Origin of the sequence: Nonomuraea rhodomycinica (assembly GCF_013363995.1) — a bacterium.
GTDB classification, from domain to species: Bacteria; Actinomycetota; Actinomycetes; order Streptosporangiales; family Streptosporangiaceae; genus Nonomuraea; species Nonomuraea rhodomycinica.
Window position 1 is genome coordinate 108,855 of sequence record NZ_JABWGO010000016.1, and the last position, 24,471, is coordinate 133,325.

Annotated in this window: 17 protein-coding genes; 11 read left to right on the plus strand and 6 right to left on the minus strand. The window is 74.6% G+C overall.

Annotated elements, in window-relative coordinates; genetic code table 11:
- Positions 1-4 precede the first annotated feature (4 nt).
- The 4 genes from HT134_RS47390 (at position 5) to HT134_RS41140 (ending at position 11,987) form a co-directional block, all read left to right on the plus strand.
- Positions 5-5,020, plus strand: a complete 5,016-nt coding sequence (locus HT134_RS47390) for a cation-translocating P-type ATPase (RefSeq protein ID WP_175605916.1) — start codon at positions 5-7, stop codon at positions 5,018-5,020.
- Between the two features lie 131 nt (positions 5,021-5,151).
- Positions 5,152-5,301: a hypothetical protein gene (locus HT134_RS41130; protein ID WP_175605917.1), complete on the plus strand. Its 150-nt coding sequence runs from the start codon at positions 5,152-5,154 to the stop codon at positions 5,299-5,301.
- Between the two features lie 198 nt (positions 5,302-5,499).
- Positions 5,500-8,685, plus strand: coding sequence for an ATP-dependent helicase (locus tag HT134_RS41135; RefSeq protein ID WP_312888820.1), 3,186 nt, complete (start codon positions 5,500-5,502; stop codon positions 8,683-8,685).
- Positions 8,679-11,987, plus strand: a complete 3,309-nt coding sequence (locus HT134_RS41140) for an ATP-dependent helicase (RefSeq protein ID WP_175605919.1) — start codon at positions 8,679-8,681, stop codon at positions 11,985-11,987. Before HT134_RS41135 ends, HT134_RS41140 begins: the two co-directional genes overlap by 7 nt.
- On the opposite strand, the gene HT134_RS41145 is transcribed toward HT134_RS41140, so the two are convergent.
- From HT134_RS41145 to HT134_RS41160, 4 genes are read right to left on the minus strand one after another with little or no spacing between them, the layout of a single operon-like run.
- Positions 11,947-13,059: a type III PLP-dependent enzyme domain-containing protein gene (locus HT134_RS41145; RefSeq protein WP_246366445.1), complete on the minus strand. Its 1,113-nt coding sequence runs from the start codon at positions 13,057-13,059 to the stop codon at positions 11,947-11,949. The two genes, HT134_RS41140 and HT134_RS41145, sit on opposite strands and share 41 nt — an antisense overlap.
- Positions 13,056-14,651 (minus strand): IucA/IucC family protein, encoded by a 1,596-nt coding sequence (locus HT134_RS41150; RefSeq protein ID WP_175605920.1) that lies wholly within the window; start codon positions 14,649-14,651, stop codon positions 13,056-13,058. Before HT134_RS41150 ends, HT134_RS41145 begins: the two co-directional genes overlap by 4 nt.
- Entirely contained in the window at positions 14,652-16,262 is a 1,611-nt protein-coding gene (locus HT134_RS41155) for an IucA/IucC family protein (RefSeq protein ID WP_312888821.1), read from the minus strand.
- Complete coding sequence (locus tag HT134_RS41160; RefSeq protein ID WP_175605921.1) at positions 16,259-17,404, minus strand: ATP-grasp domain-containing protein; 1,146 nt, start codon at positions 17,402-17,404, stop codon at positions 16,259-16,261. Before HT134_RS41160 ends, HT134_RS41155 begins: the two co-directional genes overlap by 4 nt.
- 144 nt (positions 17,405-17,548) lie before the next feature.
- Between HT134_RS41160 and nudC the strand changes: the two genes are divergently transcribed.
- Positions 17,549-18,523 (plus strand): NAD(+) diphosphatase, encoded by a 975-nt coding sequence (gene nudC / locus HT134_RS41165; protein WP_312888822.1) that lies wholly within the window; start codon positions 17,549-17,551, stop codon positions 18,521-18,523.
- 62 nt (positions 18,524-18,585) lie between these two features.
- Complete coding sequence (locus HT134_RS41170; protein WP_175605923.1) at positions 18,586-18,930, plus strand: hypothetical protein; 345 nt, start codon at positions 18,586-18,588, stop codon at positions 18,928-18,930.
- A gap of 96 nt (positions 18,931-19,026) precedes the next feature.
- Here HT134_RS41170 and HT134_RS41175 read toward each other — a convergent pair whose 3' ends face one another.
- Entirely contained in the window at positions 19,027-19,275 is a 249-nt protein-coding gene (locus HT134_RS41175) for a mycoredoxin (RefSeq protein ID WP_175592642.1), read from the minus strand.
- Positions 19,276-19,365: 90 nt separating this feature from the next.
- Positions 19,366-20,313, minus strand: a complete 948-nt coding sequence (locus tag HT134_RS41180) for an alpha/beta hydrolase (protein WP_312888823.1) — start codon at positions 20,311-20,313, stop codon at positions 19,366-19,368.
- 152 nt (positions 20,314-20,465) lie between these two features.
- Between HT134_RS41180 and HT134_RS41185 the strand changes: the two genes are divergently transcribed.
- The 5 genes from HT134_RS41185 (at position 20,466) to HT134_RS41205 (ending at position 24,465) form a co-directional block, all read left to right on the plus strand.
- Positions 20,466-22,508: an ATP-dependent DNA helicase UvrD2 gene (locus HT134_RS41185; protein ID WP_175605963.1), complete on the plus strand. Its 2,043-nt coding sequence runs from the start codon at positions 20,466-20,468 to the stop codon at positions 22,506-22,508.
- Between the two features lie 75 nt (positions 22,509-22,583).
- Positions 22,584-23,456, plus strand: coding sequence for an acyl-CoA thioesterase (locus HT134_RS41190; protein WP_175605925.1), 873 nt, complete (start codon positions 22,584-22,586; stop codon positions 23,454-23,456).
- Positions 23,457-23,564: 108 nt separating this feature from the next.
- Positions 23,565-23,825, plus strand: a complete 261-nt coding sequence (locus tag HT134_RS41195) for a hypothetical protein (protein ID WP_175605926.1) — start codon at positions 23,565-23,567, stop codon at positions 23,823-23,825.
- A 129-nt stretch (positions 23,826-23,954) separates the two neighbouring features.
- Complete coding sequence (locus HT134_RS41200; protein ID WP_175605927.1) at positions 23,955-24,224, plus strand: WhiB family transcriptional regulator; 270 nt, start codon at positions 23,955-23,957, stop codon at positions 24,222-24,224.
- A gap of 46 nt (positions 24,225-24,270) precedes the next feature.
- The gene (locus HT134_RS41205; RefSeq protein ID WP_175605831.1) at positions 24,271-24,465 is read left to right on the plus strand and encodes a hypothetical protein; all 195 of its coding nucleotides are present in this window, start codon (positions 24,271-24,273) and stop codon (positions 24,463-24,465) included.
- Positions 24,466-24,471: the final 6 nt, after the last annotated feature.

A 24,471-nucleotide genomic window follows, 5' to 3' on the forward strand; every position in this document is an offset into this window, starting at 1 on the left:
CCCCATGCGGTTGCCCGGCGTACCCGCCGCCGCGGGCGCCCTGCTCGGCATGCTCCCCGAGCCGCTGCGCGGTCTCCTCCCACGCCCCCGGACGGTCCGCGCGTGCCCCGGCGGCATGCGCGTCGAGGTGCGCGCCGTGGGCGGGCCGGGCACCGGGCGGCAGGCGCGCCTCCTGGAGGACCGCCTGCTGGCCACCGGCGTCGAGCGCGCCGAGGTCAACGGCGCGCTCGGGTTCGTGTACGTCGCCTGCGACCCGGCCACGACGGACGTGGACAAGCTCCTGGAGATCATCGAGGAGCTGGACGTCCAGGAGCCGGGCGAGGGCGAGGCGGGCCGCGCCGAGGACGACGCCGGCTCCGTGCGGCCGAAGGGGCGGCTGCCCGCTCCGGCCCGGGTCCAGGAGGTGCTGGAGGTCCTGGACGACATCCGCACGATCGAGGCGGCCGTCGGCGGCGACGAGGACGAGCGTGAGCGGGGCGCCGGAGGCGAGGACGAGGAGGAGCGCGAGCGGGGCGCCGGAGGCGAGGACGAGGACGCGATCGGATACGGCGAGGACGACGAGGGCGGCGACGGAAGGGGCGGCGCCCCCCGCGCGCTCGACGGGTTCGAGCAGCAGGCGCGCGCCGCTGTCAGCCTCGGCCTGCACCTGCTCGGCGCCGGTGCGGCGCTGGCCGGGCAGGCCGCCCGCGTGCCGCGGCTGCCCGCGCTGGCGCCGGCTCTGCTCTCCCTGGTCGAGCACACCCCGCGGGTACGCCGGGAGCTGGAGGAGCGCGTCGGCAAGCCGGCGGTGGACGCGGTGCTGACCTCCGGACGGATCCTCACGCACGCGCTCGCGCTGCGGCCGGTGTCGCTGCTCGTCGACTCCCTCGCCGCCGCCGGCCGTTACGTGGACGCCCGCGCCGGTCGCGCCGCCTGGGAGCGGCGCGAGGAGGCGTTCGCGGCCGAGGACGGGGCCTACCGCCACATCCGTACGGCCGTGCCGCGCCGCGTGACGCCGTTGCCGCGCGGGCCCGTCGAGAAGTACGCGGACGTGGCCGGCGGGCTGTCCCTGGCCGGGCAGGGCGTGACCACGTTCCTCACCCGTGATCACCAGCGAGGGCTGACCGTGCTGCTCGCGGGCGTGCCGAAGGCGGCGCGCCTGGGCCGGGACGCGTTCACCAGCGCGGTGATCCGGGCGCTGGCGCGGCGGGACACCATCGTGCTCGACCGCGACGCGCTGCACCGCATGGACCGCCTGGACACGGTGATCCTGGACGCCGGCCTCCTCACCACGGGCGCGTGGGCCGTCCACGGCGTCGTACCCCTCGGCGCCGGGGCCGACCTGGACGAGCTGCACAGCCGCCTGTACACGCTCGTCGATCTCACGGACCGCTCGGCCCCGAGGGCCCGCCGCGAGCGCGACGGGTGGAGCGTCGCCCCGTACGAGCCGCCACGCCCTCCTGATCCGGAACCCGCCGAGGTGCGGCGGTGGCGCGAAGAAGGGGTCCGGCTGGTCGCGATCGCCAGGCGGGGCACCGTGGTCGCCGTCGTCGGCCTGGAGCCGGAGCCGCACCCGCTCGCCGAGGCCCTGGTCGCCGCCCCCGGCGACGCGTGCGAGGTGGTGCTGGCCGGGGGAGACCCGCGGCTGGCCGGGCGGCTGGGAGTGAAGCGGGTCCTGCGCGGCGGGTCGCGGCTGGCCGCCGAGGTACGGGTGATGCAGGCCGAGGGACACGGCGTGGCGGTGGTGTCGCAACGGGGACGGCGCGCGCTGGCCCGGGCCGACCTGGGGATCGGCGTGCTCGGCAGGCCCCGCCCGGTCCCGTGGGACGCCGACGTGATCGGCGGGTTCGAGGGGGCGTACCTGCTGCTTCGCTGCCTGCCGCACGCGCGGAGGGCCGCCGGGCGGAGCGTGCGGGTGGCCGCGGCCGGGGCGGCCACGGGGGCGGTGCTGGCGTTCCTGGGGCCGGCGCGTACGGCGCTGGCCCGGGTGCGTCTGGTGAGCGACGCCACGTCCGTGGCCGCGCTCGTCACGGGCGAATGGACGGGACGCCGCGCGGGCGGGGAGGCGCCTCCGCCGCCCGCCGACCACACGCCCTGGCACGCCATGACGGTGCGGGACGTGCTGTCGCGGCTCCGTACGTCCCCCGAAGGGCTCGCGGAGGAGGAGGCGGCACGCCGCAGAGCGCACGCGGCGTACGGCGGGACCGGGGCGGTGGCCGCGTGGGCGGGGCGGCGCGGGGGGATCGCGCGCGCGGAGGGCGGGGCGCGCTCGCTCGCGCGCGCCTGCCTGGAGGAGATCGCCAACCCGCTCACGCCCGTGCTCGCCGCGGGCGCCGGTGTCTCCGCAGCGGTCGGCTCGGTGCTCGACGCCGGGCTGATCGTCGGCGTGATGGGCGTCGGCGCCCTGCTCGGCGGTACGCAGCGCTGGCACGCCGACCGGACCCTGCACCGCCTCACCCGCATCACCGCCACCCGGGTACGCCTGCGCCGCCCACCCGCCCCCGAGCCCCTTTCCGCCCCCGGCACCCTTTCCGCGCCGGACACCCTTCCGGCGCCGGACACCCTTTCCGCGCCGGGCACCCTTTCCGCGCCGGAGAGCCTTTCCGCGCCGGGCACCGGCCCCGTCGCCGGCACCTGCCCCGCGCCCGCCGCCGAGTCTGCTCCCGAGGTGGAGGACCGTGAGGCGGACGGGCGTGCGGGGGAGGATCGCGGGGAGGCGGGGATCGTGGCCGGAGTCGCGGACGACCTCGTGCCCGGTGACGTGATCGAGCTGCGCGCCGGCGACGCCGTCCCCGCCGACGCCCGCCTGGTCGAGGCGTCGGGCCTGGAACTGGACGAGTCCACGCTGACCGGCGAGTCACGGCTCGTCGCCAAGAGCGCGGCCCCCACGGCCGCGCCGGCCGTCGCGGACCGCACGTCGATGGTGTACCAGGGCACCACCGTCGCGGCAGGACACGGCCTGGCCGTGGTGGTGGCCACCGGCGAGGCCACCGTAGCCGGCCGGACCGCGAGGCTGGCCGCGGCCGGCTCGCCCCCGACCGGAGTGGAGCTGCGGCTGCGCGCCCTGAGCCGCCGCATCCTCCCCGTGGCCATCGGCTCGGGCGTGGCGCTCATGGCGACCGAGCTGCTGCGGGGAGCGCCGCCGGCCGCCGCCGTCACCCCCGCCGTGAGCCTGGCGGTCGCCGCCGTCCCCGAGGGGCTGCCGTTCGTGGCGACGGTCGCGGAGCTCGCGTCGGCCAAGCGGCTGTCGGCCCGCGACACCCTCGTACGCAACCCGTCCACGATCGAGGCGCTGGGTCGCGTGGACGTCCTGTGCTTCGACAAGACCGGTACCCTCACGGAGGGCCGCATCAGCCTGGGCCGGGTCTCGGACGGCCGGATCGAGCGCTCCGTGGAGGACCTGTCGCCGGAGCTGCGGGCCGTGGTCGCCGCGGCGCTGCGGGCCTGCCCCCGGTACGAGGACGGACGCGCCATCCCGCATCCCACGGACCGCGCCGTGGTGGAGGGCGCGGAGCGGCTGGGCGTCTTGCCGGCCGACGGGCTCGCGGGGTGGCGGCGGGTGGACGAGCTGCCGTTCGAGCCGGCCCGCGGCTACCACGCCGTCCTCGGCACGTACGGGACCGGCGCGTACGGGACGGGCGCGTACGGGACCGGAACGTACGGGCCCGGGGAGGAAGGCGGGACGCGGCAGGTGCTCAGCGTCAAGGGCGCCCCCGAGGTGCTGCTCGACCGCTGCACGACCCTGCGGCGCGGCGCCGGGACGGCGCCCCTGGACGCGGCGGCCAGGCGGGAGCTGGAGGAGGAGGTCGAGCGGCTGGCGCTCCAGGGCCACCGGGTGCTCGCGGTCGCCGAGCGGCCGGCCTCCAGCCGCGCCGACCTCGACGAGTCCAGGATCGAACGGCTGAGCTTCCTCGGCTTCCTCGGCCTGGCCGACCCGGTGCGGCCCACCGCCAAGCGGAGCGTCGAGGGCCTGATGAGGGCCGGAGTCCGCGTCGTCATGATCACCGGTGACCACCCGAGCACGGCCGAGGCCATCGCCGCCGAGATCAACGCCGTCAACGGCGGCCGGGTCATGACCGGCCCCCAGCTCGACGAGGTGGACGACGGCGCGCTCGAGGAGGTGCTGCGGGACGTCACGGTGTTCGCCCGGGTCACGCCGGAGCACAAGGCGCGCATCGTCGCCGGGCTGCGCCGCATGGGCCGGGTGGTCGCCGTCACCGGCGACGGCGCGAACGACGTGCCCGCCATCCGGCTCGCGGACGTGGGCGTGGCCCTCGGCTCGCGCGCCACCCCGGCGGCCCGCGCCGCCGCCGACATCGTGGTGGTGGACGAGCGCATCGAGACCATCATCGACGCGATCGTGGAGGGCCGGGCGATGTGGGGGTCGGTCCGCGACTCGCTCGGCATGCTGCTCGGCGGGAACATCGGCGAGATCGTCTTCACCCTCGGCTCCAGCCTGCTGACCGGCCGCAGCGCGCTCAACACCCGCCAGCTCCTCCTCGTGAACCTGCTCACCGACATGCTCCCCGCCATGGCCGTGGCGGTCCGGCCGCCGGGCGCCGCCGACCCGGACCGGCTCCTCACCGAAGGGCCGGAGGCGTCGCTGGGCGCCGCCCTGACCCGCGACATCCACCTGCGCGCGATCACCACCGCCGCGGCGGCCACGGCGGCGTGGCTGCTCGGCCGGACGACCGGCACGCGGGGGCGGGCCGACACGATCGGGCTGGTCGGGCTGGTGGCGGCGCAGCTCCTGCAGACGCTCGCCGTGGGCGGGCGGGACCGGCTGGTCATGCTGGCCTCGCTCGCGTCGCTGGCCGTGCTCGCGGTGATCGTCTCGGTGCCGGGGCTGAGCCGGCTGTTCGGGTGCCGCCCGATCGGTCCGCTGGGGTGGGGCATAGCGCTGGGCTGCGCCGCGGCGGCCGTGATCGTGGAGCGGGCCCTGGAACGGGGCCTGGAACAGGGTCTGGAACGCCTGCCCCGCCTGAGCGTCCCTCCCGGCCGGCCGACACCCACGCCGAAGCCCGGGCCCGTGCCCGCCTAGGAAGGCTCCGGTCCGGACGCATGCCGGGCCGGTCATCGCGCGTTCACCCATCGGACACGTAAGATGCCACCCAATGCCAGATTTGTGGTGAAATCTGGCAGTAAATCCTGTTCTCCCCCGTGAGGTGTCTGATGTCCGACTTCCTGGCCTCGCTGCTCGCCAAGGCGGCGATCATGGCCCTGGAGGCGCTGCTCACGCGGCTCATCCACGCTCTGATCACCACGTTCGCCCGGACCGCCGGTGTGACGTTCCTCCAGAACGCCGCCGCGCGACCCGCCTGACGACTCGCCCACCCCGCCCGAACGGCGGCGTGTCGCCGCGCCGACCCCCGTCCCGTGTCGCTACCGTGAGCGGATCGTCTCCGCGAGACCGGTCAACTCGGCACGATCTACCCCTGTGGTCTGATGGAATCTAGTGCTGTGAGTGGTCAGACCTGGCGGTTGGTGCGGCGCGGGAACACGAGGTCCGCCGAGCCACCTGTGCTCGATGAGCACCAGCGTGCCGTGGTCGCCCACGGGAGCGGGCCGCTGCTCGTGCTGGCCGGTCCCGGAACAGGCAAGACGACGACCGTCGTGGAGTCGGTGGTCGACCGCATCGAGCGCCGGGGCATCGACCCCGAGCGGGTGCTGATCCTCACCTTCAGCCGCAAGGCCGCCGGCGAGCTGCGCGAACGCGTCACCGCCCGGCTGCGGCGCACCACCCGCACGCCGCTGGCGCTGACCTTCCACAGCTACGCGTACGCGCTGCTGCGCCGCGAGGCCGTGCTGGCCGGCGAGCCGCCGCCCCGGCTGCTGACCGGCCCCGAGCAGCTGCTGGAGATCCGGCGGCTGCTCCACGGCGAGCTGGAGGACGGCGCGACGCAGTGGCCGCCCTCGCTGCGCGAGGCGCTGAAGACCCGGGGCTTCGCCGAGGAGCTGCGGGACTTCCTGTCGCGCGCCTTCGAGCGCGGCCTCGACGGCGAGCGCGTCGAGGAGCTCGGCCGGCGGTACGGGCGCGACGACTGGGTGGCGGCCGGCGGGTTCGCCCGGCGCTACGAGAGCCGCTTCGACCTCGACCCCGAGCCGGTGCTCGACTACGCCGAGCTCATCAGGGCGGCGGCCGGGCTGCTGGCCGACCCCGACGTCCAGCGCAGGGAGCGGGCCGCGCACGACGTGGTGTTCGTGGACGAGTACCAGGACACCGACCCGGCTCAGGAGCTGCTGCTGTGGCAGCTCGCGGGCGAGGGGCGCGACCTGGTGGCCGTCGGCGACCCGGACCAGTCGATCTACGGGTTCCGGGGCGCGGACGTGCGCGGCATCCTGGGGTTCCCGCAGCGGTTCCGCACGCGCGACGGCCGGGACGCCCCGGTGCTGGCGCTGCGGGTCTGCCGCCGCAGCGGCGCGGGCCTGCTGGAGGCGACCCGCCGCGTCGCCGCCCGCCTCCCGGCCGCCCCCCTCCCCGACCCGGCCCCCGTTCCGAAGGCTCAGGACGCACCGGAGCGGGCGCGGGCTCACGGGCACCGCGAGCTGCTGTCCCTGCCCGACGCCGACCCCGGCGACGTGCGCGTGCTGCTCGCGGACAGCACCAGCCAGGAGGCCGCGGTCGTCGCCGACACGCTGCGCCGGGCCCACCTCGTCGACGGCGTGCCCTGGCACCGGATGGCGGTGCTCGTGCGCTCGGCGATCCGCCAGGTGCCGCTGCTGCGGCGCGCCCTGGTCAGCGCGGGCGTGCCCACGATGGTGGCGGGCGACGAGGTGCCGATCGCCCAGGAGCCCGGCGTACGGCCGCTGCTGACGATGCTGCGCGTGGCCCTCGACCCCGCGACGCTGGACGAGACGGTGGCCGAGGAGCTGCTGATCGGCCCGCTGGGCGGCACCGACATGATCGGCGTCCGGCGCCTGCGCAGGGCCCTGAAGATCGCCGAGAACGAGGCGCACGCCCTGGGCGAGCACCCCCAGGAGGCCACGGAGGACGACGCCGGCGAAGGGCCGCGCACGTCCGGGCAGCTCCTCGTGGCCGCGCTCCGGGACACCCGCGAGCTGACCCGCGTCGAGCCGCACATCGCGCTGCCCGCCGAACGCGTCGCCAAGCTGCTGGTCACCGCCCGCGAGGCCGTGCGCGAGCAGGGCACCGCCGAGGACGTCCTGTGGGCGATCTGGCAGGCGAGCGGCCTGGCCGAGCGGTGGACCGAGCTGAGCCTGACCGGAGGCGCCCGCGGGGCGCAGGCCGACCGCGACCTCGACGCCGTGGTGGCCCTGTTCGACCACGCGGCCCGGTTCGTGGACCGGATGCCCAGGGCCGGGGCCGAGGTGTTCCTGGACGACCTGGCCGCGCAGGAGATCCCGGGCGACACGCTGGCCGACCGGGCGCCCGACGGCGACGCCGTGCGCATCCTGACCGCCCACCGCTCCAAGGGCCTCGAATGGGACGTGGTGGTCGTCGCCGGCGTGCAGGAGGGCGTCTGGCCCGACCTGCGGCTGCGCGGGTCGCTGCTGGGCGCCGACGACCTGGTGGAGCTGACGGAGGGGGCCAGGCCGAACGCCGCGTCCCTGGCCTCCAAGCTGCTGGCCGAGGAGCGGCGGCTGTTCTACGTCGCGGCGACGCGGGCGCGGCGCAGGCTCGTGGTGACGGCCGTGGGCGGCGAGGACACCGACGAGCGGCCGTCACGGTTCCTGGCCGAGCTCATGCCGGGCGCGGTCGAGACGGCCACGGTGGACGACCGGGCGCGCTGGCTGAACATGGCGGCGCTGGTGGCCGACCTGCGCAGCGCGGTCACCGACCCGACCCGGCCCGCGAAGGTGCGCCGCAAGGCCGCCCAGCAGCTCGCCCGCCTGGCCGCCGCCGGGGTGCGCGGCGCCCACCCCAACGAGTGGTACGCCCTGACGACCATGACCGACGACCGGCCGCTGAGCTGGCCGGACGACACCGTCAGCATCTCGCCGTCGGCGGTCGAGAGCTTCACCAAGTGCGGGCTGCGCTGGCTGCTGGAGACGGCCGTCGGGGCGGCGGGCACCAGCACCGCCCAGGGACTCGGCACGATCATCCACGCGCTGGCGGTGCTCGCCTCCACCGACCTGCCGAACGAGGACCTCCTGAGCCGGCGGCTGGACGACATCTGGCACGAGCTGGACTTCGGCGGCGCCTGGTTCAACCGCAAGCAGCGCCAGGTCGCCGAGCAGATGATCGGCAAGTTCCTGCGCTGGCACAAGGAGAACCCGAGGGAGCTGGTCGCCCTGGAGGAGGCGTTCGTCGCCACGGTCGGCGACGGCGTCCAGATCAAGGGCCGCGTCGACCGGGTGGAGCGCGACTCCGACGGCCGAGCTGTGATCATCGATCTGAAGACCGGCGGTTCCAAGCCCCGGCCGGGCGAGCTGGACCGGCACCCGCAGCTCGGCGTCTACCAGCTCGCCGCGCTGCTCGGCGCGTTCGCCCGCCACGGCATGACCGAGCCGGGCGGCGCCGCGCTGGTGCAGCTCGGCAAGGCGGGCGGCCGCAACGACGCGCTGGAGCAGCGGCAGGGCGCGCTGGCCGACGACGCCAACCCCGGCTGGGCGGCCGACCTGGTCGACACCGTGGCGACCGGCATGTCCGGCCCGTTCTTCCAGGCCAAGGCGAACGACGGCTGCCGCACCTGCGCCGCCAAGGCGAGCTGTCCCGTCAACGACAGCGGAGGCCAGGTGTGCTGACCCCCGTCGAGCTGGCCGGGAAGCTCGGCATCCTGCCGCCCACCCCCGAGCAGGCCGGCGTCATCGAGGCGCCGCTCGAACCCATGGTCGTGATGGCCGGCGCCGGCTCCGGCAAGAGCGAGACCATGGCCGGCCGCGTCGTCTGGCTGGTGGCCAACGGCCTGGTCAAGCCGGGCAACGTGCTCGGCCTGACGTTCACCCGCAAGGCCGCCGCCGAGCTGGCCGTCCGCGTCCGGGAACGGCTGAACGGCCTGGCCGAGGCCGGCCTGGTGACGCCGGAGATGCTCGACGAGGAGCCCACCGTCTCCACCTACCACGCCTACGCCGCGCGCCTGGTCACCGACCACGCGCTGCGCGAGGCGCTGGAGCCCACCATGCGGCTGGTCACGCCGGCCGTGTCCTGGCAGCTGGCGTCGCGGGTGGTGGCCGGATACGACGGGCCGATGGACCGCGTCGAGCTCGGCCCGCCGTCCGTGACGGCCGCCGTCCTGGAGCTGGCGGGCGAGCTGTCGGAGCACCTGCGCGGCTCGGGCGACGTGCGCCGGGTGGGCGACTGGCTGCGCGAGCTGCACGGGCGGCTGCCCGGCCGGGTCACGCAGGCCCAGCACCGGCCGCTGAACGTCCAGGCGGCCAGGGAGCAGCTCCTGCCGCTGGTGGAGGCGTACGAGCGGCTGAAGCGGTCGCGGGAGGTCATCGACTACGGCGACCAGATGGCCCTGGCCGCCCGCATCGCGGCCAACCACAAGGAGGTCGGCGAGATCGAGCGCTCCCGCTTCGCCGTGGTGCTGCTCGACGAGTACCAGGACACCAGCCACGCCCAGCTCGTCCTGCTCAGGAGCCTGTTCGGCGGCGGGCACCCGGTCACCGCGGTCGGCGACCCCTGCCAGTCGATCTACGGCTGGCGCGGCGCCTCGGCCGGCAACCTGCGCCGCTTCCCCCGCGACTTCCGCACGGGCGCCGGCGACCCCGCGCCGGTGCGGCAGCTCAGCGTCAGCTTCCGCAACGGCGACCGGGTCCTCGACGTGGCCGCCCGCGTCCAGCTCCCGCTGCGCATGGAGGCCCGCGAGGTGCCCGTCCTCGTGCCCGGCCCGAACCGGGTCGACCGCGGCCGCGTCACCTGCGCCTTCCACGAGACGGCCGAGGACGAGGCCCGGTGGATCGCCGACGGCCTGGCCCGCATGATCGGCAAGGACACCGCCCCCGACGGCATGCCGTGGGGCGAGGGCGAGCGCAAGAAGACCCCCGTCATCCAGCCGCAGGACGTGGCGATCCTGGCGCGCAAGCGCTCGCAGTTCCCGGCGCTGCGCAAGGCGCTGGAGGAGCGCGACATCCCGGTCGAGGTGGTCGGCCTGGGCGGCCTGCTCACGGTCCCCGAGGTCACCGACATCGTCGCCACGCTGCGCGTCCTGTACGACGCGACGGCGGGCGACGCGCTGGCCCGCCTGCTGGCCGGGCCCCGCTGGCGGATCGGCCCCGCCGACCTGCGGGTCCTCGGCCAGTACGCCCGGGAGCTGAACCGCGAGACCCGCCAGGGCCGCTTCGAGAGCGACCCGCTCGACCAGGTGGTGGCCGACCTGGCCGAGGAGCGCGGCAGCCTGGTCGACGCGCTCGACGAGCTGCCCGACCGGGAGGAGTGGCTGGAGGCGTTCTCGCCGCTGGCCGCCACCCGGCTCGTGGCGCTGGCGCAGGAGCTGCGCCAGCTCCGCGCCCACGTCGGGCAGCCGCTGCCCGACCTGATCACCGAGGTGGAGCGGCGGCTCGGCCTCGACATCGAGGTCGCGGCGCGGGGCGGCACGGTCAGCGCGTTCGCCGCCCGCGCCGACCTCGACGCGTTCCTCGACGCGGCGTCCCGGTTCGCGGGCGACTCGGAGGACCCGACGCTGGGCGCGTTCCTCGCCTACCTCCAGGCGGCCGAGAGCGAGGAGTTCGGGCTGGAGGCCGGCAGGGTCGGCGACAGCAACAGCGTCAAGCTGATGACCGTGCACGCCTCCAAGGGGCTGGAGTGGCCGATCGTGGTCGTGCCCGGCCTGTCGCAGCTCGTCAGCTCCAGGGGCACGGTCGCGACCGGCAGCATGTTCCCCGCCACCCCGGTCACCAACAGCCGCTGGACCGAGAACCCCCGCAAGCTGCCCTACCCGCTGCGCGGCGACGCCGCCGACCTGCCCCGGCTGAGCGGCCTGACCAAGGAGGACCTGGCCGGCTTCGACGAGAGCTGCCGCGAGCGCGACCTGATGGAGGAGCGGCGGCTGGCGTACGTGGCCGTCACGCGGGCCCACTACCACCTGATCGCCTCCGGCTACCGGTGGGGGAGCGCCACCAGGCCGCTGGAGCCGTCGGACTTCCTGCTGGAGATCCGCGACACCGCCGACAAGGTGGCCTTCTGGGCGCCCGACCTGGAGGAGGGCGCGTCGAACCCGCTGCTGGCCGAGCCGGCCGCCGCCGTCTGGCCGGTCACCCCCGAGGGCCTGCGCTACGAGTCGGTCCTCGACGGCGCCCGCCTGGTGGAGGAGGCGCTGACCGGCACGCTCGCCCCGGCCGGTGACGAGCCGCTGCGCGCGTTCGACGAGGAGCGGGTGCGCGCCTGGGAACGCGACACCGACCTGCTGCTGCGCGAGCGGGAGCTGCACCGGCGGCGCACCGCCACGACCGTCGAGCTGCCGTCGAAGCTGACCGTGTCGTCGCTGGTCACGCTGGCCGCCGACGCCCGTGAGCTGGCCCGCCGGATCCGCCGCCCGGTGCCGGTCAAGCCCGCCCCGCTGGCCCGCCGCGGCACGTCGTTCCACCGGTGGCTGGAGACCCGCTGGGACCAGCAGCGGCTGCTCGACGACTTCGACCTCGACCTGGTCGAGGAGGTCGAGGAGGCGGACGTGCGGCTGGCCGAGCTCCAGGAGCAGTTCGAGCGCAGCGAGTGGGCCGAGCGCCGGCCCCTCGACCTGGAGGTGCCGTTCGAGACCATGATCGCCGACCGGCTGGTGCGGGGGCGGATGGACGCGGTGTTCGAGCTGCCCGGCGGGCGTTACGAGGTGGTCGACTGGAAGACCGGCCGGCCGCCCAAGGGAAGGAAGGCCCGGGCGGCGTCGGTGCAGCTCGCCGCGTACCGGCTGGCCTGGTCGCACCTGGCGGGGGTGCCGCTCGACCACGTCAGCGCGGCCTTCCACTACGTGCGGGCCAACCGGACCGTCCGCCCCGTGGACCTGCTCGACGCCGACGGCCTGGTGGCGCTCATCGAGGCCGTGCCGGTGAGTCAGGCCGGCCCGGAGGTCAGCCCGTCAGATGACGGAACTCCGGGTGAGGGTGCATGAGGAAGTCGTGGTGGGAGATGTTCCAGGCGTAGGCGCCGGCCATCGCGAACACCACCACGTCGCCGACCCGCACCGAGGTGACGACGTCGCGGGCGAAGACGTCCTTGGGCGTGCAGAGCTGCCCCACCAGCGTCACCGGCTCGTCCGCCACGCCCTCCCCGCGGCCCTGCGGCAGCACCGTGAACGGCTGGTCGTGGCCCTTGGTGACCGGCGTGCGCAGGTGGTGGGTGCCGCCCAGCAGCACCGCGTACGCCCGGCCGCGCACCCGCTTGACGTCCACGACACGGGTCGCGTAGAAGCCGCAGTACGCGGTCAGCGCCCGGCCCGGCTCGATCCGCAGCCGCTGCCCCGGCCGCCGCAGCCCGGCCAGACCCGCGCCGTACTCCTCCCAGCCGAACCTCGCCTCCGGCGCGGCGTAGTCCACGGCCATGCCGCCGCCCAGGTTGATCTCCTCGTACCCGTCGCCGAGCGCGAGCAGCAGGGCGGCCAGGCGCAGCAGCTCGGCCGCCTCCAGGCCGCTGGCCAGGTGCGCGTGCACGCCGCGCTGCCGTACGCGGCCGGTGAACAGCGGCAGGCACTCCGCCACCCCGGCCTCGTCCATCCCGAACGGCCCGCTCATCGTCAGCGCGGCCCCCTCGACCGGGAGGCCGGGGTTGAGCCGCAGCAGCACGTCGGCCTCCAGGCCGGTGCCGAGCAGGCGGCGCAGCTCGCCGGGCGACTCCACGTGCAGGCGGTGGTGCGGCAGCCGCAGCTCCGCGTCGGTCTTGCCGGGCCCGCCGAGCGCCAGCGGCTTGCCCGGGAACAGGGCCGACACGTGGGCGTGCTCGCCGGCCGACGACACCTCGAACCCGTCGACGTGCGGTTCGAGGACGCGCAGCAGCCGCGGGTCGGGGTTGGCCTTGACCGCGTAGTACAGCTCGACGCCCCGGAGCGCCCGCCGTACGGACCGGGCGTGGGCGTCCAGGCCGGGCAGGTCGTACAGGTACGCGGGGGTGTCGCCGAGGCGGGCGGCGGCCTCGCGGACGCGGGCGGGGATCATCAGGCGGGCGGCGGCCTCGCGATCGGGGATCATGCGAGCGGGTTCGCGATCGGCACGTAACCGGCGGCCCGGTCGGCGGCGCGGGCCCAGCGGACCCCGAGGTTGGCCTTCGCGGGCAGCGGCGCGCCGGCCAGCAGGTCGGGCAGGGGCAGCGGCCGGCCCAGCCGGTCGGCCTCGGCGGCGAACACGGCGCGGGCCGCCCGCCACAGCTCGCGCAGCAGCTCGTCGCCGCCCCGCGCCGCGACGGTCGCGGCCACCTCGGTGAGGTGGTTGACCAGCAGGCAGTAGACGACCCGGGCCCAGCCCCGCTCGGCGTCGTAGGTCAGCGCCCCGGCCACCCGGGCCGGCAGCCCGGTCAGGTCGTGGCGGCCGGCGACCAGCTTGGTGCCCTCCAGGTCGCGGAAGACCGCCTCGCGCGGCACGCCGTCGGGGCCGAGGCCGACGAGGACGTTCTGCAGGTGCGGCTCCAGGACCACGCCGTGCGTGAAGAACAGGTCGAGCACGGGCGGCGCCACCGCCGACACGTACGCCGTCCACCACCCGAGCGGGTCCCGTTCCATCGCGTCCGTCCCGTACGGCGCCGGCCCGCCCGCGGCCGGGTCCACGGCGAGGGCCGCCGCCAGCACCGGGACCACGCCGGGCGAGCACACCCGCCACGGGCTGTCCCGGACGATCACCCCGAGCCCTTCGAGCAGGCCCGTGCCGAGGGCGGCCGAGCGGTAGCCCGGCTCCCGCAGCCAGCGCGTGCCCGGGAACACCGCGCTCACCTCGTCGAACACCGGCCCGAGCCGCGAGGTCAGCTCCACCGCCCCGGCCAGCTCGTACCAGGCGTTCTTCCGGACGCAGTTGGTGATCCGCACGTCGAGGCTGAACTTCAGGCACACCCCGGCGTCGGCCGCGTAGACGGTTCGTACCGACGACGTCGGCGACACCAGCGGGCCCGGCCCGAGGTCGGCCAGCGCACCGCCCAGCGGGGGACGCAGCAGGCCGAGCTGCCACGGGTGGGCGGGCAGCAGCCGGTGCCCCGCCGGCGCCTCGCCCAGGGCGTCGAGGGCGGCGACGTCGCCCTCCTCGGCGAGCGCGTCCTCGCGCACCGCGAGCAGCCGCAAGGGGAAGCGGGCGTGCGTCTCGGGCGCGTACCGCGTCCACTCCTCCGCGTCGCCGGCGCGGGCCTTCGGGCTCGGATGGAACGGGTGGCCGAACACCAGCGCCTGCTCGGAGGCCAGCCACGGGTCGGCGGGCGGCTCGGCCACGGCCCGCGCCCGCAGGATCGCGGCCACCGCCTCCCTGCTGGCCGCCACCTGCCCGGCGAACTCCTCGTTGGCCGCGCCGTCCGTCCCGGCGCCGCGCAGCTCGGCCTCGGTCAGCCGGACCAGCTCCCCCGAGGTCAGCGGACGCCACGCGCCGTGCTCCAGCCGCTCCGGCGTCCCGTCGAGGCGCAGCGCCGCGCCGCCGCGCGTGCGCGCCCGCAGCAGCGTGCCCCCCACCCGCAGCAGCACGTACGGCGGCGCCGGCCACACCAGCCCGCGCGGCCCGGCCACCTCCCGCACGCAGCAGCGCAGCAGCGCGGCCAGCGTCGCCTCCTCGGCCGGGGAGCTGGTCGCGCCGAGGACCAGACCGTGCATTCAAGCTCTCCTCAGGTAGTTGGGCCCGCTGGTGCCGTAGAACTTGTTCACGTCGCGGGCGCCCGACCGCTCCTTGGCCACGAGCGTGCCGGCGGTGATCATCGACTTGCCGGTGAGCCGCGCCGCCTCCAGCGTCCGGGCCCGCAGGAGCCGGGCCATGGGGTCGTCGCCGTGCTCGGCGAGGGCCGCGGCCAGCGTGTCGCGCAGCAGGGCGGCGGCCTGCCGGTGCGGCAGGGCGCCGAAGACGACGGCCGCGGCGGCCAGGTGGAGCGTGATGGTGACGAAGACGTCGGCGAGGGCGTGCGGGTCGTCGGTGAGCATGCGCCGGTCGGTGAAGGCGGGCGGGTCGATCCCGGCCGCGGCCAGCCGCGCGGGCGAGGCGAGCAGCCCGTCGTTGTCCTTGACGAGCAGCTCCAGCCGGCGCTCGCGCAGGACGAGCGCCAGGTTCTGCTGGTGGGCCTCCAGGGCTACGCCGTAGCGGACGAACAGCCGCACGTTCCACCCGAGCAGCAGGCGCAGGTACGCGGGCAGCACGTCGCCGCCCAGCCGCTCCTCCAGCCCGGCCAGGACGCCCGGCGCGTTGAGCGCGGCCACGGGCACGACCACGCCCTCGGGCAGCCGCCGCACCATCCAGGCGAGGTACTCGTGGCCCGCGTGGGCGTGGGTCTGCTCGTCGGCGACCAGCACGCCCGGGTCGGCCAGCCGGCGCAGCAGCAGCTCGGCCCGCGCCCCGTCGCCGAGCGTGCCCGGCTTGATCGAGCGCCGGTTGCGGGCGCCGAGGGTGCTCGTGGGGAGGGGCAGCTTCAGGTGGGTGCGGGGGGCGACCTCGACGGTGCGCATGGACAGGGTCGGGCGCACGGTCAGCCACGGCTCGTCCAGCAGCCGCACTCCGTCGATCCGCGCCACCTCGCCCGCGGTCAGCGGGTGCACGGGGAAGAGGGTGGTGTCCGGGCCGGGGGAGGGGAACGGGGGCGCCACGTCCGGCGGCAGCTCAGCCGAGCCCGGGGCCAGCAGGGAGCGGGGCACCGCCGCCCAGCGCAGCTCGAAGGCCGGCGCGAACTCCGGCGCGTACGCGACCAGTTCCTCGGCCGACAGCCCGAGCCGGGCCCGGGACGTCGGGTACACGGGGTGGTCGGCGAACGCCGCCAGCGTCTCGTACGACGGCCCCCCGGCCAGCACCTCTGTGGCCCGCTCGTCGTGCAGCTCCCAGGCGGCCAGGGCCTGGGCGCACTCCTCGGCGAAGACGGCCACTCCCTCGGCGTCGGCCGGGTCGGCGATCATCGTGAGCGTGTCGAGCACCTCGGCCAGCGTGAGCCGTTCGCCGGGCGCGACCACGAAGTCCTGGAACAGCGCGCCGGCCGCCAGCCGCACCACCCGGCCGCCGGCCAGCGTCAGCGCGACGCCGTCGCGGCTGTTGCGGGTGACCCGAGCCGACAGGCGGCCGTAGTCCTCGCGCAGCAGCGCGTTCAGCACCCGCGCCGCGAGCTCCGCCTCCCGTCCCCGTTCTTCGGGGGGTTCGCCGGGGCCGCTCGTCCGGTCGTGCGTCACCCGTTCGTGGACGGCCTTCACCCGGTCCCGCACGGCCTTCATCCGGCCGCCCACCCCCTTCACCCGATCACCCACGGCCGGGTCGCCCGGTAGCCGCCGATGGCCGCCTCCACGCGGTCGCGGTCGGGGCCCACGGCGCGGATCACGCCCAGGTAGTCGCGGTTGGTGTGGGTGCGTTCCACCACCTCGCCCTTGGAGCGCAGCGGCCGGTGCCAGAGCCGCACGCCGCCGGAGACGACGGTCTCGGCCCCGGGGCCCGACACGATCGTGCCGGACCGGTCGGCCACGACGCTGACCGCGCTGCCGTACCCGGTGCCCGCCGGCGCCTCCGGCAGGGCCGACAGCGGCTCGCCGAGGTGGACCCGCAGGATCCACTCGAACAGCGGCACCCCCAGCACGTCGGCGAGCAGGAAGTCGCAGTGGTCGCCGATCACCCGGTAGTTGACCTCGACCAGGCGCGGGCCGTCCGCGGTGAGCACGTACTCGGTGTGGCACGCGCCGAACCCCACGCCGAGGGCCCGCAACGCGGCCAGCACGTGCTCGTGCGGCCCGTCCGGCGCCCAGTCCAGCCGCTCCTCGACGAAGTGCGGCAGCGGCCCCAGCGTGGTCGCGAACCCGCCCAGCACCCGCGTCCGCGACCCGTCGCCCAGCGTCTCCAGCGTGCGCAGCGGCCCCTCCAGGTACTCCTCGACGACCAGGGCCTCGCCCGGCCGCCGCCGCCTGACCTCCGCCACGGCCGCCGCCAGGCCGCTCTCGACCAGCAGCACGTCCTCGCTGGCCACGCCCTCGCGGGGCTTGACGACCAGCGGGTACGGCAGGCCGTCCGGCACGGGGTCGCCCGGGGCCAGCCGTACGGACCGGACCCGTTCGACCCCCGCCTCGGCCAGCGCCCGGCGGGTCAGGAACTTGTTCTTGGCCGACACGCACGCCCGCCAGTCCTTGCCCGGCAGGCCGAAGTAGGCGGCGGCCAGGGCGGTCTCGGCCTGCAGGTGGTCGGAGTTGGAGAAGATCGCGTCGGGCCGGCCCAGGGCGGCGATCGCGTCGATGAGCGCGCGCGGGTCGCGCACGTCGCAGCCGACGGCATGGGGATGCCGGTCGGGGCGGTCGGTGAGGATCGTCACCTCGCAGCCCAGCGCTCGGGCGGCCGGGAGGAACCCGTCGGTCACCGAGTCGGTCGGCTTGAGAGCGGTCAGGTACAGCCGCAACGCGTGGCACCCCCGGGTGATCAGGTAAGGCTAACCTAACCGCAGATCCTAGCCTCTCGGAGATCACTTCCGAGCCGGTACGTCGCAACCTCAGGCTAACGCCGGGGTCATAGGATGACATCCGGAACTTGGAAGGGTGGGGCCGTGGAGACGAGAGCGGAAGAGCAACTGATCGGACCGCTGCTCCTCGCACGCGGCACCATCGACCGGTCGTCGGCGCTGCGCGCCGACGCCGCGTGGCTGGAACGTGCCTGGGCCGCGCCGACGACCCGGGTGCTCGTGATCCAGGACGGGCAGACCCTGGTCCGGCGCACGGGCGACGAGGTGCGGGCGGTGCTGTTCGGCCCGGACGAGGCGCCGCCCGGCGAGCGCTACCTGCTCGGCGTCGAGGGCGACGTGGCCTACTTCGCGGTCGCGGCGCCGCTGCCGGGCGCGGCCACCGGCGACCTCAACGGCCGGGTCACGGTCCCGATGAGCCTGCTCGACGCGCCCGAGGGCGAGACCGTCGCCGCCGGCCTGCGCCAGGCGGGCGGCCTGCTCGGCGACCGTGACGCGGGGCTGCTCGTCTACGCGGTGGCGCTGGAGGCGTGGCACTCGGCCCACGAGCACTGCCCCCGCTGCGGCAGCCGCACCGAGGTGCGCGCGGGCGGCCACATCCGGGTCTGCCCGCGCGACTCCAGCCAGCACTTCCCGCGCGTCGACCCGGCCGTGATCATGCTGGTGCGCGACCGGGACGACCGCTGCCTGCTGGCCCGCGGCCCGCAGTGGCCGGAGGGCCGCCTGTCCATCCTGGCCGGCTTCGTGGAACCGGGGGAGTCGCTGGAGCACGCGGTGATCCGGGAGGTGGCCGAGGAGGTCGGGGTCCAGGTCGCCAACCCGCGCTACCTCGGCAGCCAGCCCTGGCCGTTCCCGCGCAGCCTCATGCTCGGCTTCTTCGCCGAGGCCCTGACGACCACGCTCACGCCCGACGCCGAGGAGATCGCCGAGGCCCGCTGGTTCTCCCGCGAGGAGCTCGCCGAGGCCCTGGCGTCCGGCGAGGTGCGCCTCCCGCCGCCCGTCTCCATCGCCCGCCGCCTCATCGAGACCTGGTACGGCGAACCCCTCACGGGCGACTGGTAAGCCGTCGCTACTTAGCGTAGATTCGAAGACACCTTCGGTAGCGAGAGGCTAAAGTCATGGCCATGAACGACTCTCACATGCAGGAGATCCTCGATCTCGAGCGCCAGAAGATCGCCATCCAGCACTCCGCGGCTGAGGCGCGTATGGACGTCAAGATCGAGGCCTCCGAGAAGCGCATCATCCACGCCGTCACCAACGCCATCACCGATGCGGTCGTAGAGCTCAAGAGGGAGATCATAGGCGTCCGCGTCGAGCTCAAGAGCGAGATCGCAAGTGTCCGCACCGAGCTCAAGCAGGAGATCGCGAGCGTCCGCACCGAGCTCAAGAGCGAGATAGCGGACGTCCGTAGGGAGCTCAAGAGTGACATAGCCCGCCTGGAGCACAAGCTCGACTGCCACGCCCACTAGACGAGGACCTGGGTGAATCTGGCACCCAGGTCCTCAGGACCAGTTCTACCACTGTCCTTCGTCTCTCGGCAGAGCAGGGACGAAGGACAGTGCCGGTCAGGCCGCTTCGAGCAGGGCCTTGACCTCGCGGGCCGACGGGTTGGTGCGGACGATGCGGCCCGACGGCGTCTCGATCACGACCGTCGGCACGGTCTGGTTGCCGTTGTTGACGCTCATCACGAACTCCGCCGCCGCGGGGTCACGCTCGATGTCGACCTCTGTGAACGGAATGCCCTCCCGGGTGAGCTGCGACTTCAGCCACTTGCAGGGCCCGCACCACGTGGTGCTGTAGACGGTGAGCGCCATGTCGGACGAATCCCTCCAAGGTCAAGGAGACGGGGCGCTCCGTTCAACACGGCCGGGCCCGCGCTCATTCCTCGCCGGCGCCACCTCGGGTCAGAGCTGGCCGCCGAGCCGGTCCGCGATCCACTGGTGCACCTGCTCGGCGATGCCCGGCAGCCGGTACAGCGGCGCGCTGTGCGCCGTGCCCGGCGCCGTGACGACCGTCACCGGCACCCCGACCTGGCCGAGCATCTGCTTGAGGAGCTGGCTCTGCGCGGGCGGCACGAACTCGTCCTCGGAGTGGACCGTCAGCATCGGCGCGTCGTGGCGGCTGGCGTGCCAGGCCACCTCCATGCTGGCCCAGACGCGCGAGCAGCGGCCCTTGGGCTCGCAGCCGCCGGCCAGCTTGATCGCGGCGGCGCGCAGCCGGCGCTTGTACGGGTCGGTGGAGACGGCGCCGTCGGTGTAGGCGCGCAGCGGCGACACGATGGGGGACAGGCCGACCACGCCCTTGAGCCCGTTCATGCCGTCGCCGTACGTGCCGACCGAGGCCGCCAGGTGACCACCGGCCGAGAAGCCGACGATCACGAAGTTCTTCATGTCGAAGCCCCAGCGCTCGGCGTGCTTGCGGGCCAGCTGGATGGCCGCCAGCACGTCGGTGCGCTGCGCGGGCCAGGCCGCCTGCCCGGAGAGCCGGTAGTTGAGGTTGAAGACGGTGTAGCCGAGGTCGGCGTAGCCGCGGGCGATCGTGGTCATCTGCCGCTTGTCGCCGGCGGACCACCAGCCGCCGTGGATGAGGAAGATCCCGGGCCGCTGCTCGCCGTCCGCCTTCCACCAGACGTCCATGTCCTGGCGGCGCTGCTCGCCGTACTCGACGGTCTCGTACGCGAGGGTGGGCAGCGCGGACGGGTCGGGCGTGGTGACCGGACCCGGTGTCGGGTCCTTGGCCACGACGGCGGGCCCGGCGACGGCCGTCACGGCGGCGGCGGGCGCGGCGACGGCCGAGGTGGTGACGGTGACGGTGGCGAATGCGAGCGCCCCCACGAGAACCGCTGTGCGCACGGTCTTCCTTTCCCCCATGCACGTGGTCGGCCCCATTGTGAGGGAAAAGACCAGTTCTTTGCATCTCGGTGACGTTGAACGGATGACGGCCCGCATGTTGCCAGAATGGGACGGTCAGCGCCACCGGCTGGGAGGATTGACAGGTGAGCAGCGTGGACGACGTCCTGTCCGGCCTCGACCCGGAGCAGCGCGCGGTCGCCGAGGCCGTGCGCGGCCCCGTGTGCGTTCTGGCTGGTGCGGGCACCGGCAAGACCCGCGCGATCACCCATCGCATCGCGCACGCAGTGCGCAGCGGGGTGGTCGACGCGCCGAGCGTGCTGGCCGTGACATTCACCACACGGGCGGCCGGCGAGCTGCGGCAGCGGCTGCGCGCGCTGGGCGCGCCGGGGGTGCAGGCGCGCACGTTCCACGCGGCGGCGCTGCGCCAGCTCACCTACTTCTGGCCGCGGGTGATCGGCGGTGAGGCGCCGTCGGTGATCGAGTCCAAGCTGCCGGTGCTGTCGGAGGCGTGCCGCCGGCTGCGCCGGGGCGCCGACCGGTCGGAGCTGCGCGACATCGCCTCCGAGGTCGAGTGGGCCAAGGTCACCCAGATCGGCCCCGAGGACTACGTCGCGGCGGCGGCCAAGTACCACCGCACCCCGCCGGTGCCGGCCGAGGAGCTGGCCCGGCTCTACGACGCGTACGAGCAGATCCGGCGCGAGCGGCACCTGGTCGACTTCGAGACGATCCTGGAGCTGACCGCGGCGGTGATGACCGAGCACCAGGAGGTGGCGGCGCAGATCCGCCAGCAGTACCGCTACTTCGTCGTCGACGAGTACCAGGACGTCAACCCGCTGCAGAAGCTGCTGCTCGACACCTGGCTCGGCGGGCGCGACGACCTGTGCGTGGTCGGCGACCCCAACCAGACGATCTACTCCTTCACCGGCGCCACGCCCCGCTACCTGACCGGGTTCGCCGTCGAGTACCCCGACGCGGCCGTGATCAAGCTGGTGCGCGACTACCGCTCGACCCCGCAGGTGGTGGACCTGGCCAACCTCGTCATCGCCAAGGGCCGCTCGCCGCACCGCCTGGAGCTGGTCGCGCAGCGGCCCGACGGACCCCGGCCGGGCTTCCACGAGTACGACGACGAGCCGGCCGAGGCCGCCGGGGTCGCCCGGGCGATCAGGAAGCTGCTCGACCAGGGCGTGCCGTCCCGCGAGATCGCCGTGCTGTTCCGCACCAACTCCCAGTCGGAGGCCTACGAGGAGGCCCTGGCCAAGGCGGAGCTGCCGTACGTGGTGCGCGGCGGCGAGCGCTTCTTCGAGCGCCCCGAGGTGCGCCAGGCCGTCGTCCTACTGCGCGGGGCGGCCCGGTCGGCCTCGGAGGAGCCGCTGGCCTCGGAGGTCCACCACATCCTCGCCGGCCTCGGCCTGACCCCGGCGCCGCCCGGCGGCGGCAAGGCCCGCGAGAAGTGGGAGTCGCTGCGTGCGCTGGCCGACCTGGCCGAGGACATGGCGGCCGACGGGGCCGACCTGCACGGGTTCGTCGCGGAGCTGGAGCGGCGCGCCTCCGAGCAGCACGCGCCGCCGGTGGAGGGCGTCACGCTGGCCTCCTTGCACGCCGCCAAGGGCCTGGAGTGGGACGCGGTCTTCCTGGTGGGCCTGACCGACGGCATGCTGCCGATCGTCTACGCGGAGACGCCCGAGCAGATCGAGGAGGAGCGCCGCCTTCTCTACGTGGGCATCACCCGGGCCCGCCGGCACCTGGCCCTTTCATGGGCGCTGTCGCGGACGCCCGGCGGGCGCAAGGGGCGCCGGCCGTCCCGCTTCCTCGACGGCCTGACCGGGCGCGCCTCCTCCGCCGCCGCGCGGACGTCGGCCCCGCCGCGCGAGCGCCGCCAGGTGGCCGCTCCGGTGAGCTGCCGGGTCTGCGCGAAGACGCTCGTGGCGGCGGCCGAGCAGAAGCTGGGCCGCTGCGCCACCTGCCCGGCCGACTACGACGAGGAGCTGCTGGAGAGCCTGAAGGCGTGGCGCACGGCCACGGCCAAGGAGGGCAAGATCCCGCCGTACGTCGTCTTCACGGACGTGACGCTGCAGGCGATCGCCGAGCGGGTGCCGCGCACCGAGCAGGAGCTGCTGTCGATCGCCGGTGTCGGCCGGGTCAAGCTCGACCGGTACGGCGAGGCTGTTCTGTCCTTGTGCCGCTCCGCCTCATGACCGACCCGGTTTGGGGGAGAGCTGGCCGACAAGTCAGACTTGCCGTACCAAACTTGCTCATCCTGAGGGGGACCCGTGAACGAGGCGCTGAAGGAGCTGCTCGACCTGCTCGACCTTGAGCAGATCGAGCTCGACATCTTCCGCGGGCGCAGCCCCGAGGAGCGCATCCAGCGGGTCTTCGGCGGCCAGGTCGCCGCGCAGGCGCTCGTCGCGGCCGGCCGCACGGCGCCGCCGGACCGGGCGGTCCACTCGCTGCACGCCTACTTCATCAGGCCCGGCGACCCCTCCGTCCCGATCGTGTACAACGTCGAGCGGGTGCGCGACGGGCGCTCCTTCACCACGCGCCGCGTCGTGGCCATCCAGCACGGCAAGGCCATCTTCACGATGTCGGCCTCGTTCCACATCTTCGAGGAGGGGCTGGAGCATCAGGCGTCGGCCATGCCGGAGGTGCCCGACCCCGAGACGCTGCCGACGTTCCAGGACCGCATGCACGAGCTGGTGGGCGACCGGCCGGAGTACCGCGACTGGCTCTCCCGGCCCCGGCCGGTGGACGCCCGCTACGCCACGCCGCTGACCTGGGAGGCGCACCGCAACCCCGAGCTGCGCAGCGCCAAGACCAACGTGTGGTTCCGCTACGACGCCGACCTGCCCGACGACCCGCTGCTGCACGTGGTGCTGGCGGCCTACGCCTCCGACTTCACGCTCGTCGACACGGTGCTGCTCGCCCACGGCATGGCGTGGGGCGCCTCCGACCTCCAGGGGGCCTCGCTGGACCACGCCATGTGGTTCCACCGGCCGTTCCGCGCCGACGACTGGCTGCTGTACGCGCAGCAGTCGCCGTGGGCGGGAGGGGCCCGGGGGCTCGCGCGCGGTGAGATGTTCACCGCGTCCGGTGACCTTGTCGTGTCCGTCGTTCAGGAGGCGATGATCCGTGTCACGAAGTCGTGAAATCGCAGGTAGAAAATAGGTTGCCGGTTTCTGCGTTCCCGGTTTAGGGTCATGGTCAAGCAAGTCGGACGGTCCTGTCCGGCGATCCCAAGACGGAGGTGAGTCCCAGTGATCAGCATCAACATGTCGGCCACGCAGTGGCTCGCTTCCGCGTGCCGTGACACGGTGCGGCTCGCCGATGGGCCGGCCAAGCTGCGGCAGGAGAAGTCTGCCCGCAGCCAGGCTCCCGTCTACGCGCGCGTCCACCTGGGCGCCGCCGCCCCGAGTGCCCCGGCCTTCGCCGCAGGCGCCGACGTGCCGACCCAGCAGATCACCAAGGGTGGAATGCGCGGTCCGCAACCCTGGAGGGATGCTCCGGTCACAACCTGACCGGCACAGAGCAGCCCCCAGGCCGCGGATCCGCATCAAGGATCCGCGGCCTTCTTGTTTGTCCGTGATCCCCGACCACCTACGAGGTGCCCGACCAAGATCAACAGGATCGAATCAAAGGAGACACAGATGGGGGCCAAGACGATCATGGACCTGATCGACGAAGCCAAGATCCCCTGTCGTACCGACCCTGACCTGTGGTTCGCCGAATCGCCGCAGGACGTGGAGTTCGCCAAGGCGCTCTGCGGCGGCTGCCCCATCCAGAAGGCCTGCCTGGCCCGCGCGCTCGAGCGCGAGGAGCCGTGGGGCGTCTGGGGCGGCGAGCTGATCCTCCGGGGCGTCATCGTGCCCCGTAAGCGGCCCCGCGGGCGTCCCCGCAAGCACCCGGTCGCTGCCTGACACACCTTTCCGCACCGAAGTACTTCACCAGAAAGCAGACAAAGCAATGAGCATCGGAATCATCCACAGCCTCGAAGTGCCGCATCTGAGCCATGACCTGGTCAATGACCGAATACAAACCCTCCACCGTGAGGCGGAGGAGCAGCGGCTGATCGCCAGCGTCCAGCGTGTGGAGCGGGCGCGGCGACAGGTCCGGCGAGCCAACGACCGGCTGCGCAGGGCTCTGAACCGCCAGGTGTGACGCGGA